The sequence below is a fragment of the Bacillus sp. BHET2 genome, assembly GCF_005938125.1.
Taxonomy (GTDB): domain Bacteria; phylum Bacillota; class Bacilli; order Bacillales; family Bacillaceae_B; genus Rossellomorea.
The window spans coordinates 954,520-968,224 of sequence record NZ_VCQN01000001.1 but is presented as its reverse complement, the minus strand read 5'-3'; the positions used below and the strand labels follow the sequence as shown (position 1 = coordinate 968,224).

11 protein-coding genes are annotated in these 13,705 nt (G+C 40.7%); 10 read left to right on the top strand and 1 reads right to left on the bottom strand.

The window, feature by feature from the left end:
• Positions 1 to 332: 332 nt before the first annotated feature.
• The 9 genes from FGG79_RS05050 (at position 333) to FGG79_RS05010 (ending at position 9,792) form a co-directional block, all read left to right on the top strand.
• Complete coding sequence (locus tag FGG79_RS05050) at positions 333 to 1,157, top strand: M55 family metallopeptidase (protein ID WP_138776644.1); 825 nt, start codon at positions 333 to 335, stop codon at positions 1,155 to 1,157.
• A 14-nt stretch (positions 1,158 to 1,171) separates the two neighbouring features.
• Positions 1,172 to 2,104: an ABC transporter permease gene (locus FGG79_RS05045; RefSeq protein ID WP_138776643.1), complete on the top strand. Its 933-nt coding sequence runs from the start codon at positions 1,172 to 1,174 to the stop codon at positions 2,102 to 2,104.
• A complete protein-coding gene (locus FGG79_RS05040) occupies positions 2,104 to 3,057 on the top strand; it encodes an ABC transporter permease (protein WP_138776642.1) in 954 nt (317 codons plus the stop codon). Before FGG79_RS05045 ends, FGG79_RS05040 begins: the two co-directional genes overlap by 1 nt.
• Positions 3,058 to 3,062: 5 nt before the next feature.
• Entirely contained in the window at positions 3,063 to 4,076 is a 1,014-nt protein-coding gene (locus FGG79_RS05035) for an ABC transporter ATP-binding protein (RefSeq protein ID WP_138776641.1), read from the top strand.
• Between the two features lie 42 nt (positions 4,077 to 4,118).
• A complete protein-coding gene (locus FGG79_RS05030; RefSeq protein WP_138776640.1) occupies positions 4,119 to 5,744 on the top strand; it encodes a peptide ABC transporter substrate-binding protein in 1,626 nt (541 codons plus the stop codon).
• A 92-nt stretch (positions 5,745 to 5,836) separates the two neighbouring features.
• Positions 5,837 to 6,772, top strand: a complete 936-nt coding sequence (locus FGG79_RS05025; protein ID WP_138777599.1) for a S66 peptidase family protein — start codon at positions 5,837 to 5,839, stop codon at positions 6,770 to 6,772.
• Positions 6,769 to 7,848 (top strand): mandelate racemase/muconate lactonizing enzyme family protein, encoded by a 1,080-nt coding sequence (locus tag FGG79_RS05020; RefSeq protein ID WP_138776639.1) that lies wholly within the window; start codon positions 6,769 to 6,771, stop codon positions 7,846 to 7,848. The genes FGG79_RS05025 and FGG79_RS05020 overlap by 4 nt, the downstream gene beginning before the upstream one ends.
• A 19-nt stretch (positions 7,849 to 7,867) precedes the next feature.
• Complete coding sequence (locus FGG79_RS05015) at positions 7,868 to 8,791, top strand: C40 family peptidase (RefSeq protein ID WP_346764018.1); 924 nt, start codon at positions 7,868 to 7,870, stop codon at positions 8,789 to 8,791.
• Positions 8,788 to 9,792: an ABC transporter ATP-binding protein gene (locus FGG79_RS05010; RefSeq protein WP_138776637.1), complete on the top strand. Its 1,005-nt coding sequence runs from the start codon at positions 8,788 to 8,790 to the stop codon at positions 9,790 to 9,792. The genes FGG79_RS05015 and FGG79_RS05010 overlap by 4 nt, the downstream gene beginning before the upstream one ends.
• A 122-nt stretch (positions 9,793 to 9,914) precedes the next feature.
• On the opposite strand, the gene FGG79_RS05005 is transcribed toward FGG79_RS05010, so the two are convergent.
• On the bottom strand, positions 9,915 to 10,253 hold the full coding sequence (locus tag FGG79_RS05005; protein ID WP_138776636.1) for a DUF3889 domain-containing protein: 339 nt from the start codon (positions 10,251 to 10,253) through the stop codon (positions 9,915 to 9,917).
• A gap of 278 nt (positions 10,254 to 10,531) precedes the next feature.
• Between FGG79_RS05005 and FGG79_RS05000 the strand changes: the two genes are divergently transcribed.
• Positions 10,532 to 13,612, top strand: a complete 3,081-nt coding sequence (locus tag FGG79_RS05000) for a GNAT family N-acetyltransferase (RefSeq protein WP_138776635.1) — start codon at positions 10,532 to 10,534, stop codon at positions 13,610 to 13,612.
• Positions 13,613 to 13,705 lie beyond the last annotated feature (93 nt).

Sequence of the window (13,705 nt, the reverse complement as noted above, 5' to 3'; positions counted from 1 at the left end):
AATGTATGGATATAGGCCATTCTTCCTTCTCTTCACAATAAAAGCCCATGGAACCTAAAAAGTGTTGAAACAAATAAAAGCGGTGTGATTTTGATTAAGAAATTCATCGCTTTTTCATTTTTTGATAAAATCGATACTTCTATATAACTAGTTTAATTCAAACAGTTAAACAATAAGGGTGAAAATAATAGAAGTGTAGTTCTAATTTCCTGTTTTTATGAAAATAGGAATATATTCCTTTTTATTCAAAAAAATGTTGTAATCTATCTAATTAATATTTATAATATTAAGAAAATTTAATAAATACTTTCTTGAGAGGGGGGACACATTATATGAAGATTTATATGTCAGTTGACATGGAAGGTATAACAGGCCTTGTAGATCATACACATGTGGATTCGAGTAAGCACAATTATGAGCGTGGGAGAATCATGATGACAGATGAAGCGAATGCTGTGGCGAGTACTGCATTTGATTTAAACTGCAAAGAAGTACTCATCAATGATAGTCATTCTCAAATGAACAATCTATTAATAGAAAAGTTGCATCCTGAAACGAAACTCATATCTGGTGGAGCGAAACCATATTCCATGGTTCAAGGGCTGGATGAGACGTATGATGGGGCTTTTTTTGTGGGATATCATGCAAGAGCTTCCATGAAGGGGGTGATGTCACATTCGATGATTTTCGGCGTTCGAAATATGTTCATTAATGATGTTGTCGTGGGAGAGCTGGGATTTAACGCTTATGTAGCAGGGTATTACGGAGTACCTATTTTATTGGTTGCTGGAGATGACCAAGCTGCCCTTGAGGCAGAATCGTTAATTCCTAATGTTAAGACAGTAGTAGTAAAAGAATCGATTTCCCGTTCCGTTGCAAAAAGTCTGACACCTCAGAAATCAGCTCAATTATTAAAGGAGAAAACCAAAGAAGCGATACATAATAAAGAAAACGTACATCCTCTTACCCCTCCGGAACGTCCAACGTTGCGAGTAGAATTTACGAATTACGGACAGGCGGAGTGGGCAAGTCTCATGCCGGGAACGGAACTTGAAACTGGTACAACGACAGTGCGATATGAGGCAAAAGATATTCTTGAAGCCTATAGAGCCATGCTTGTGATGACTGAACTAGCGATGCGTACAACATTCTGTTAGAAAGTGTGAGATCAATGGGTACATATTTATTGAAAAGATTGCTTGCCATGGCAATGACTCTATGGCTGATTGTGACATTAACGTTTTTCTTAATGCATGCGATACCAGGTTCTCCGTTCAACGAAGAGCGGAATACAAGTGAAATCGTACAGCAAAATTTAGAAGCGCATTATCATTTAAATGAGCCATTGATGGTTCAATACCTTCTCTATTTAAAGTCTCTTGTTTCGTTAGATTTTGGACCATCTATTACGCAGCCTTCCCAAACTGTGAATGATTTGTTGGGAAGAGGCTTTCCGATCTCTTTTGAATTAGGAATGACAACTCTCGTGATCGCTGTACTTTCCGGAGTTATTCTAGGGATATTGGCAGCGCTCAGACATAATGGAATCATTGATTATCTTGCGATGACGTTTGCTGTACTTGGGATTTCGATACCAAACTTCGTTATGGCGACGCTACTTATTCAGCAAGTAGCTGTTAATTGGGAAATACTACCTGTTGCTACATGGACGAGCTGGCGCCATATGATACTTCCAACACTAGCTTTAGCTACGGGACCGATGGCAATCATTGCCCGGCTGACGCGCTCAAGCATGTTGGAAGTGTTGACACAGGATTATATTCGAACAGCCAAGGCAAAGGGTTTATCACCAATCAAGATAGTCTTTAAACATGCCCTTCGGAATGCTTTACTACCTGTTGTTACGGTACTTGGAACATTAGCAGCAGGTATTTTGACTGGAACATTCGTCATTGAACAGATCTTTGCTATCCCAGGAATGGGAAAGTATTTTGTGGAAAGCATTAATCAGCGTGATTATCCGGTCATTATGGGCACAACTGTATTTTACAGTGCATTTCTTATCCTTATGTTATTTTTAGTAGATTTAGCTTATGGCTTCCTTGACCCACGGATTAAATTACATAAGAAGGAGGCGAAGTAATGGGGGTACCAAAACACCAGGAGCCTATCGTGATTCCAGATGTGAAAGATGAGTGGTTCATACCCAAGCAGAGGAATAAAGATGATGCAGAAGCGGTGGTGAGACCGAGTCTTTCCTACTGGCAGGATGCTTGGAAGCGTCTCGTGAAAAATAAGCTTGCCATGCTTGGCTTTGTATTTTTAATTGGATTAATTGTAATGGCGTTTATCGGCCCGATTATTTCTCCCCATGACGTAACAAAGCAAACACTCTCGAACCAAAACCTTCCTCCATCAGGAAACCATTGGTTTGGAACCGATGATATGGGACGGGATGTCTTTACACGTACATGGTATGGAGCGAGAATTTCATTGTTTGTGGGCTTTATGGCTGCACTAATTGATTTTGTCATTGGTATCGTCTATGGAGGCATTGCAGGATATAAAGGCGGAAAAACCGATAACATCATGATGCGTATTGTAGAAATTCTTTACGGATTGCCATACTTGTTAGTCGTAATTTTATTAATGGTCGTAATGGGTCCGGGGTTACTGACAATTATCGTCGCCTTGACCGTGACAGGCTGGATCGGAATGGCCAGGATTGTAAGGGGACAGGTACTTCAAATTAAAAACTATGAATTTATTCTTGCCTCCAAAACATTTGGCACAAAAACAGCTAAAATCATACGGAAGAATCTGCTTCCTAATACAATGGGTCCGATCATTGTTCAGATGACTCTGACCGTACCAAGCGCTATTTTTGCTGAAGCATTCTTAAGTTTCCTTGGATTGGGTATTCAAGCTCCGTATGCAAGTTGGGGTGTTATGGCCAATGACGGTTTATCTACGATTTTATCTGGGTATTGGTGGCGATTATTCTTCCCGGCCCTATTTATTTCATTAACAATGTTTTCATTCAACGTGTTAGGTGACGGATTACAGGACTCACTTGATCCAAAGCTAAGGAGATGATCATCATGATTCAAGTATTGTCGGTTCAAGATCTCCATGTCGAATTTACGACATATGGTGGAGAGGTAAAGGCAGTCAGGGGAGTGAGCTTTGATTTACATAAAGGAGAGACACTGGCGATTGTTGGAGAGTCCGGATGCGGGAAAAGTGTAACGTCCCAAAGCATTATGAGGTTGATTCCAGATCCTCCTGGAAAAGTGACGAACGGAAAGATCCTTTTCAAAGGAAAAGACCTTTTAAAGATAACTGAACCTCAAATGAGGAAGATCAGGGGCGCCGATATTTCAATGATCTTTCAGGATCCTATGACGGCACTTAATCCAACATTGACCGTCGGGGAACAAATTATTGAAGGTATTTTGCAACATAACCCTGTTACTAAGAAGCAGGCAAAACAAAGAGCAATTGAGATCCTTAAACTCGTAAGTATTCCAAATCCTGAAGAAAGATTAAAGCAATATCCCCATCAATTTAGTGGTGGAATGAGACAGCGAATCGTGATTGCCATGTCACTTGTATGCGAGCCGGATGTGTTAATCGCCGATGAACCTACAACAGCACTGGATGTAACCATACAAGCACAAATTCTCGAATTATTCAAAGAAATCCAGAAGAAAACCGGGGTATCCATTATATTGATTACTCACGATTTAGGGGTAGTTGCTCAAGTCGCTGATCGAATTGCTGTCATGTATGCCGGGAAAATTGTTGAGGAAGGGAACAGAAGGGAAATTTTCTATCACTCTCAACATCCTTATACGCAAGGGTTACTGAAATCAGTTCCTAGACTAGATCTTGATGGTGGTGACCTGATTCCGATCCCAGGTTCACCTCCTGATTTATTTTCACCGCCTGTTGGATGTCCTTTCAGTCCCAGGTGTGAAAAAGCGATGGAAGTGTGTGACCGTGTATATCCAGTGAAGACGAAATTATCGAAAGACCATCAAGTCGACTGTTGGCTTCAGGATAAACGAGCCAAAAAAGCGATGCTTTCATCCATTAGCTTAACGATCAGCTAGGCTAATTGTGTGATAGATAAATAGTATAAGAGGGGGAAAATCATGAAAAAGGTATTATCGGTCTTTTTAGTAGGGATGCTCTTGTTTGTTCTGGCTGCTTGTACAGCCACAAAGGATGCAGGGAGTGAGTCAAGTAGTGGAGACAGTAAGAAGGAAAATACAGGAAAGGTTCTTCATTTGAATAATGGTGCAGAACCAACATCTTTCGATCCTCCTATCGGGTTTGATTCCTATTCCTGGACAGCACTGAACAACTTGATGGAAGGAATGACTCGTTTGAACTCAGATCATGAACCTGAACCGGCCATGGCAGAAAAATGGGATGTGTCCGAAGATGGTAAAGTTTATACTTTCCACATTCGTGACAATGCCAAGTGGTCGAATGGTGACGATGTAACGGCTGGAGATTTCGTTTTTGCTTGGAAGCGTCTATTGAATCCGGAAACAGGATCGCCAGCTGCTTTCTTAGGTTATTTCATTGAAGGTGGAGAAGCGTTCAATACAGGGAAGGGTTCAGCTGATGAAGTGAAAGTAGCCGCGAAGGATGAGAAGACGTTTGAAGTTACCTTAACAAGTCCACAAGCTTATTTCTTAAGCGTTATTGCCAATCCGGCATTCTTTCCGATTAATGAGAAGGTTGCTACTGAAAACCCTGAATGGTTTGCAGAAGCGGATTCTTTCGTTGCAAACGGTCCGTTTAAGTTAACAGAATGGGAGCATGACAGCCATTTTGTCATGGAGAAGAATGATCAATATTGGGATAAAGATTCAGTTAAATTAGATAAAATTCACTGGGCAATGGTGAACGATACAAACACCGATTATCAATTATATAAAACCGGAGAGCTTGATACAGCAGACGTACCCGCTGATTTAAGTAAACAGTTATTCGAAGAAGGTAAAGTCAATGTAGAAGATCAAGCGGGAACCTACTTTTATCGATTCAACTTAGAGAAGGAGCCTTTCCAAAACGAGAATATTCGTAAAGCATTCGCTATGGCAGTCGATCAACAACAAATGGTTGATTTTGTCACGAAGAACAAAGAGAAAGCAGCATACGGATTTGTTTCAAAGGGGTTCAAAGATCCATCCGGAAACGATTTCCGTGAAGCAAACGGAGAATTAGTGAAAACAGATATTGAAGAAGCAAAAGCTCTTTTGAAAAAAGGAATGGAAGAGGAAGGCTATGATAAACTTCCTGAAGTGACATTAACGTATAGCACAAGTGATACTCATCAGAAGATTGCAGAAGCCCTTCAACAAATGTTCAAGGAAAACCTTGATGTAGACGTTAAATTAGCCAATATGGAATGGAACGTATTCCAGGATGAACAAAAAGCATTAAAATTCCAATTATCACGTAGCTCATTCATAGCAGACTATGCTGATCCAATCAACTTCTTAGAAAATTTCCAAACAGGTCATTCGATGAACCGTACTGGTTGGAGCAATGACGAGTATGACGGGCTAATCAAACAAGCCAAAAATGAAGCAGATGAGGAGAAACGTTTCGAATATATGTACGAGGCAGAAAAGATCTTAATGGATGAAATGCCAATCATCCCAATCCACTTCTACAATCATGTATATTTACAAAATGAAGATGTGTCAGGCATTGTTCGTCATCCAGTTGGTTATATGGAATTGAAATGGGCCGACAAAAAATAATGGTTTGGAAACAGTATGAGTGGAGGAACGCAGGGCATTTGATGCCATGGGTTTGCTCCCTCTTTTTCTACGAAAGGGGTCGAGAAAGTGTGATGTTGAAACCTTCTAAGCTGAAAAAAGGGGATACCGTTGGAGTAATAGCTCCTGCAAGTCCGCCAAAATCTGAACCTTTAAAAAAAGCATTGGGCTACCTTGAGGAATTAGGGTTAAATATTAAGCTTGGGAAATCAGTTCATAAGAAATTTGGTTACCTGGCTGGGGGAGACCAAGAACGAACTGAAGATATACATATGATGTTTCAAGACAGGGACGTAAATGCGATTATTTGTGCATGTGGCGGCTTTGGAACAGGTCGCATTGTATCCAAATTAGATTTTGACTTGATTGGGAAGAACCCGAAGATCTTTTGGGGATATAGCGATATTACATTTTTACATACAGCTATTCATCAAAAAACTGGACTCGTTACGTTTCATGGACCTATGTTAAGTTCAGATATCGGTCTACCTGACGTACATGAATTAACCAAGGAATCCTTTCAACAGCTGTTTCATACAAAAGATATAGACTATACTTTTAATCGATCAAAACTTGAGACGGTTGTAGAAGGAGTTGCGAATGGTCCTGTAATAGGTGGGAATCTTACGTTATTAGTCAGTACTTTAGGGACGCCTTTCGAAATAAATACTAAAGGGAAAATTTTATTTATAGAAGACATAGATGAAGAACCTTATAAGGTTGATCGAATGATAAATCAGTTGAAAATGGCTAATAAATTCAATGATTCTGCGGGTATTATCATCGGTGACTTCAAAAACTGTGAGCCTAAGAAACGTGAAAGTTCCCTGACACTCGATGAAGTGCTGAACGAACATATTTCTTGTGCAGGAAAACCCGTTATGAAGGGGTTTAATATTGGACATTCTTCCCCAAGTATCGCTATTCCTATAGGCAGCATGGGAAGAATGAATACGTATGACCATAGCTTTAGTATCGAAACGGGCATAAACGAGGATGAGAATGAATGAAGATCCATCGAATTGAAACATTCCGAACCGCCGTCCCTTTACATACCCCATTCAAAACAGCTTTACGCACCGTTAATGTGGCAGAAGCTATCATTGTGAAAATCACATGCGATAACGGAATAGTTGGATGGGGAGAAGCTCCTCCTACAGTAGTCATAACAGGAGACAGCTTGTGTAGCATTGAGTCAGCCATCCAACAGGTAATTAAACCCCTAATGGTAGGAAGAAATCTTTTGAACTATGAATATCTGTTTCAACAACTTCACTCTTCTCTCGTCCGAAATTCAAGCGCGAAAGCTGCAGTTGATATGGCTTTATACGACTGCCTTGCACAACAATGTAATCTACCTCTTTATCAGTTCTTGGGCGGGTACCGTCATGAGCTGGAGACTGATTACACTGTGAGCGTCAATAGCACCAAGGAAATGGGGGATGACGCAGAAGCTTATGTGAAAAAAGGCTTTGACGTATTGAAAGTGAAAGTTGGCAAAGATGAAATCGAAACAGATATTAAAAGAATTCATGAGATCCGTCAACGAATTGGATACGAAGTCAAAATTAGACTGGATGCCAATCAAGGCTGGGAATCGAAAGCCGCAGTGAAAGCGATTCGAAAAATGGAAGACCTTGATCTTAATATCGAATTAGTTGAGCAGCCGGTGCCAGCTCATGACATTGTCGGACTAAAGAGGGTCACTGATGCGGTGGATACCTTGATTATGGCAGATGAGAGTATTTTCACACCACATCAAGCATTTGAAGTTTTAAGGACCCGAAGCGCAGATCTGATCAACATAAAGCTTATGAAAGCAGGAGGGATTTACCAGGCTCAGAAAATTAATAGCATGGCAGAAATATGCGGGGTGGAATGCATGGTCGGTAGCATGATTGAAACCCGTCTAGGTATAACGGCTGCGGCCCATTTTGCAGCAAGTAAAAAAAATGTCACACGATTTGATTTCGATGCCCCTCTTATGCTGGCTAAAGATATCGTTTTGGGAGGCATAGAGTATAACGGTCGAAAGATCACACTGCCTACAAACTCAGGATTAGGTATAGATAGAGTTGAAGTTTAAATGAATTGGGGGAATGGAGATGAAGACAAAAGCTCTGATTGCAGTACCTGTAGCAACTGTATGGACAAATCAAGATTCAGCACGTAAATTAGATTCACCAGCCATTTCAAATCCAGTTGAAATCACCAAATGGTTAGATTCCTTAACACACGAAACTCGCATAGCTCTTTGTGATGAGAACAGGATACAATCTCAAGGCCTATTTGGTCAAGAGGTATTGGTCCTGGAAGAGGTAAACGGTTGGTCCCGTGTCATCATTCCTGACCAGGCGTCGAATAAAGACGAAAGGGGATACCCTGGTTGGGTACCAAGCAAACAGCTTTCACTAAATGAGTCCCCTCAATCTGAGAATTATGCTATTGTCAAAAGCAGCTTCACAAATTTATTCAATGAAGTTAACGAATTACAATTGGAATTGAGTTTTCAAACCATTTTACCCGTGTTGAAAGAGCTTGATGTCATGATTGAAGTAGCTACCCCTATGGGTACAGGCTTGTTAAGAAAGAGCGACGTCATCATTTCTCCCTCGAGAGTTAACGATCAAAAGGGAAGTGGCAAAGACATTGTTAAATCAGCTGAAGCCTTTCTTGATCTCCCTTATTTATGGGGAGGGATGACGAGCTATGGATATGATTGCTCAGGATTCAGTTACACGATGTGTAAATCACAGGGTTATCTGATTCCACGAGATGCCGGTGATCAAGCTGAAAAAGGAAAAAATGTCCCTTTGGGTGAATTGAAGCCTGGAGATCTCCTGTTTTTTGCTTCTGAAAAAGGAAAAGGGGATATTCGTCATGTCGGGATCTATCATGGTGAAGGAAAGATGATTCACTCCCCTAACACTGGAAAAACAATTGAAGTTATTCCATTAAAAGGGACCTATTACGAGAAAGAGCTCTGTGTTGCCAGACGGTACTGGGAGGAAGCGGAGGAATTACCATGAAGAATCACAAATTACTTGAAGTGAAAGACTTAAAGAAATACTTTCAGCTTGATAAAGGAAAGACATTAAAAGCAGTAGATTGTATATCATTTGATATTTATAAGGGGGAGACATTCGGGTTAGTGGGGGAATCTGGTTGCGGGAAGTCGACAACAGGTCGAACCATCATCGACCTGTATGACCGTACAGAAGGAGAAGTCCTATTTGATGGGAGGAACGTTCATACTCTTCCTGAGAAAGAGAAACTCTCCTTTCACCGGAACATGCAGATGATATTCCAAGATCCATACGCTTCTCTTAATCCTCGCTCCACTGTACGTGAAATCATCGCGGAACCGATGGAAGCCCACGGCTTATACCGGGATAAGAAAGAACAGTTGGAACGTATTTATCAACTGTTGGAGGATGTCGGGCTTAACCGGGATCATGCCAATCGCTATCCCCACGAGTTCAGTGGAGGACAACGTCAGCGTATAGGAATAGCAAGGGCACTGGCTCTTGATCCGGAATTCATCATCGCGGATGAACCGATTTCTGCTCTCGATGTATCCGTACAGGCACAAATCGTAAACTTATTAACAAAACTTCAAAAGGAAAAAGGCATAACATTTTTATTTATCGCACATGACCTTTCGATGGTTAAACATTTCAGTAACCGGATCGGTGTCATGTATTTAGGTCATATTGTGGAATTAACAGAAAGTAAAGAGCTTTACAAGAAGCCGATCCATCCCTATACCCAAGCATTACTTTCTGCGATTCCGATACCAGATCCCGATATTGAGGATGCACGTGAAAGACTGATTATTCAAGGGGAAATCCCAAGCCCAATCAATCCACCGAGCGGATGTGTGTTCAGAACCCGCTGTCCTGTAGCGATGGAAGCATGTGCGACCCACAAGCCAAAATGGCAGGAAGTCGAAGAAAAGCACTTTGTTGCTTGTCACCTTTATGATAAAAAATTTGCAAATGATCAAGGCGAAGTAGCGGCCACAAAGTAAGGGGGATAGAGGAAAGATTCGGAGAGAAATATTCAGGGGTGTAATAAATAAAAATGGCGAAGGATCACCAAAAGAGGTCAAAGGGGCGAAACCTTTGATCTCTTTGTTTAGAGTTGTAACAGTTAACGATCTGTTTCCTTAAACCTGATTTCAATCAATTTCTCACTGTTCGTTTCAAACTGAATATCCACAAGTACACCGAATTCCTTTCCGCCCTGTTTCAACCATAGTTTGAATTTTTCAGTTGATATTTTAGATCCGTTTTCCTTTCCTATATGAAGATAGTCAATTATAGCAGCGTCAGGGTATTTATCTTTCGTCTTTCTTACTGCGAGACTTCCCCATTTCGCATAGGAAGGAATTTCTTGCTGTGCATGAACAATCGTAAGTCCTTCAAAAAACGCCGTGTTCAGCACAGGCATCATGGCAAGCGCAAGAATGATTGGAATAATCCGTTTCATCTTCAATATCCTACCCTTCTTTTTACTTTGTAGGTTGCCTAATCGAACATAAAATATTCCTATTTACCATTTTTCTTACAATTTAAAAGAAAATGCAATCTTTTTTTTTATTAGAATATTCTTTACTTAATCGCTTAAAAATCTTAAACTGTGGATGAGGAAGAAAATCTTTCCAATAAATGAAAGGAGGCGATGGCGATGATTATGATCGTCGAAGCAATTCAAAAAATCAATGACTATGAGGTTCTTTCACTCAAAACCTAGCGTAGGAGGACAATATGAAGACAACTTTGGAGCATGTGGAAATTGTAGAGTATCATGAAGATCTAGCAAAAGGTATTGCAAAAATGTGGAATGAAAGCCGTGAAAATTGGGGTGGGGATTCAACAGTCACCACAGAGCAGGATGTGAAGGATAAAGAATCCAACTCCACGAATATCCATCTGTTTTTGGCTATGGTTGGGGATGAAGTTGCAGGTTATTGTGGACTTTCTGAATACCGTGAAGATCAAGGAGCATTATATATACCATTATTAAATGTGCACCCTAAATTTCAGGGATTGAAAATTGGGAAACAGCTTGTTTTAAAAGCAGTAGAAAAAACGGTGGAATTGAAATGGCCGAGACTTGACTTGTTTACGTGGCCAGGAAATACTAAAGCCGTTCCTCTTTATAAAAAATGTGGGTTCTTTTGGGAGGACCGTGATGATACGGTTCACTTAATGAATTTTATTCCCATGGTGCTGCAAATTGACCTGTTGAAGCCATTCTTTAACAAATATGATTGGTATACAACCAGTCAGCGTTTGATTGAAATCAAACCTGATGTGTTGAAAGTGAATGACCATTCGTATTATGAATACAGGTGGGAAGTTGGAGAAGAATTCGTTCGTATCCAATTTGAACGAACTGGAAGAGGGATTCGTTTAATCGAAACCAATGATTTGTTAGTGGGAATGAATATCCCAGACTTTAAGCTCCTTGAAAAAGAGGAACATTTTGTAACCTATCAGGTGGAAAATCGTAAGGAAATGCCCCTTGAGATTTCTTTATCCGGTATAAAATCCTCTACTGTGGATCATGACTTCCATGAGACTATTTCAGTGGCTACAGTATGGAAGGGGACATTCCCTGTAAAGGTCTCGATGACAAATAATGAGCCAAGCCCATGGAAAACCCACCCAACCGTCGGGGCTAACATTGAGATTAATGGGGAGGAAATTCCTTTCAAAATGGGTGTATTTCCTAAGAAAACCGGGAAGCTTCAATTGAGAGCGGTTAAAAAGAATTGGAGGCCAAAAGGCAGAGGAACCCTTTTCCTCGATCTTGAAAGTCAAGTAGAAGAAGATACCACTTGGATTATCAATTTGCCTGAAAATAAGATAGTAAAGTGGGCGTCTTGTGAAGTGAAAGAGAGAATCGGCGCTAAGGATAGGTTATCCATCCCTATCCCAATTCAATTAGTACAAAATGGTCATTTGTCAGAGGAAATCTCTGTAACAGTAGTAAGGTCGAATGGTGAGTTAACCTTCTTCACGACTAGGATGTCTATTGCATTTCCAGGATTCGGCGCGAAGTTTGGTGCCGAAACAGAGGAACACTGGATCGGTTTTAATGGTCCTCACTTTGTCGAAATTGAAAAAAGAAATCACGTGGTTAAAATCGGTTCTACTACTTCAATGCGGGATCCAATCACATTTTTTACACCGAAATTTGGTAAGCCATATAGCGAAGAATTTTCAAAGAAGGAAGCCAAGTCGATTGAATTCATCGAATTGCCTGAGGCGTTGGTGATGAAAACCACATTAGACTCACACACCTTTCCGTCTATGCTTCTCAACACGTATTACAAGATTTATGGAGATGGCTTAGTGGAAATCAAACATGAAGTGGTGAATACTGGAGATGAAAATAAGACGAAACTATCGTTGATACAGCCTGTATTCACTACTTTTGAAGGAATGGCAATCCCTCAAAAGGAAGGGGTATTGATTGGAAATGAGTCCCTAGTTCCTTTTATGGATTATATTCATGATAAATATATTTCCGAAAGGTGGATGTTCACCTCTTCTTCTAAAGGGGATACGATCGGGGTTTCCTGGCCACATAATGCCCGTGCAAGAAAAGATGATTGGCGGATGGCTTTCGAGTATGAAATGGATATGATTCAGCCTAGTGAAGAAATCTGTCTAGGTCCTATCCAAGTAGGCGTAAACACATCTAATCATTGGTCTAAATGGAGAGAATTGGTGATGGGGGATGAAGTGGGTGAAGTGAAGGAATTGCCTCTTTATTCTTTAGAGAAAGCAGAAGGGGATGTTGTTAGCTCTGTAGGTGACTCAATGGATTATTCATTCAAATCGCTGTTGTCTCCATACATCCATGGGAATCTTTCAGTACGGTATGAGAAAGAAGCATATTCGATAAATATACTGAAAGAGGAAGCTGTAACTGAAGTGAATTTTGAACTTGAGCACGGGAATCCAGGTGTGAAGTGGGTGTATGGAGAGTTCAAATCACAAAGTCAACAGGCGAAAGTGGAAACACTCCAGTTGGTTCATGGGAACTGTGAAGTGAAGGTTGAGGAAAACGACGGTATTTGGTCTGTGGAGAATGGCATCCTTTCGTTTCATGCTTCATCTGACTATTATCCCGGCATCTATTCCTTGAAGATAAACGGAAAGGAAGCCCTGGATCATCAATATCCTACACCTGGCCCTCGCGCGTGGTGGAATCCATGGGGCGGAGGCATCGGTTACTCCTTCCAAAACGTCAGTGCATACTCCAAGTTGAAAGAGAGTACAGTGATTGATCCTGTCACTAAATTGGATCAACATGGCCATACTTGGACCGGGGTTTGTTTAACAACTGAATTTAAGGAACATGAAAAGATGAAGGGAATCACGCTTCGTCAATATGCTTTGACATTGCCAGAAGTGCCGGTATTAGCTATTTATGCTGAGATTCATCAGTACTCAGGGAGAACCTTTTCAAAAGAGTTACTCGATTTGGAAGCCTTCTTTAAGCAGGGAGATAAATTATCATCGAGTTACGCTAAACTTCCTACTAATGGAATCTTCCATAAATACTATGCGGGATCAGAGGAAATCGTATTGAGAGATACTCCTTTTGTTACAATTGGATCCGACAGACATCAAGATGAAATTGTGTTCGTGCATCCTAACACGAGGAAGTTGTCAGAAGCATACTTAAATCAGGATGTCCTTCTTATTGCTTCCACAAACGAATGGTCAGCTGCAACTGGTGAAACCGTAACAATACAACCAAGCATCCTATTCCAAGGGGAAGCCAAAAACATCCAGAGCATCAAATCCTTACAAAACATCAAATTCATCTAAGAGTCTCGCGAACCTACATATTTCGTAGGTTCGCATTTTTGGCTTAAAAGAGGGACGGACCTCTAAAAATGAAGTTTTAGTAAGGGGAAACCA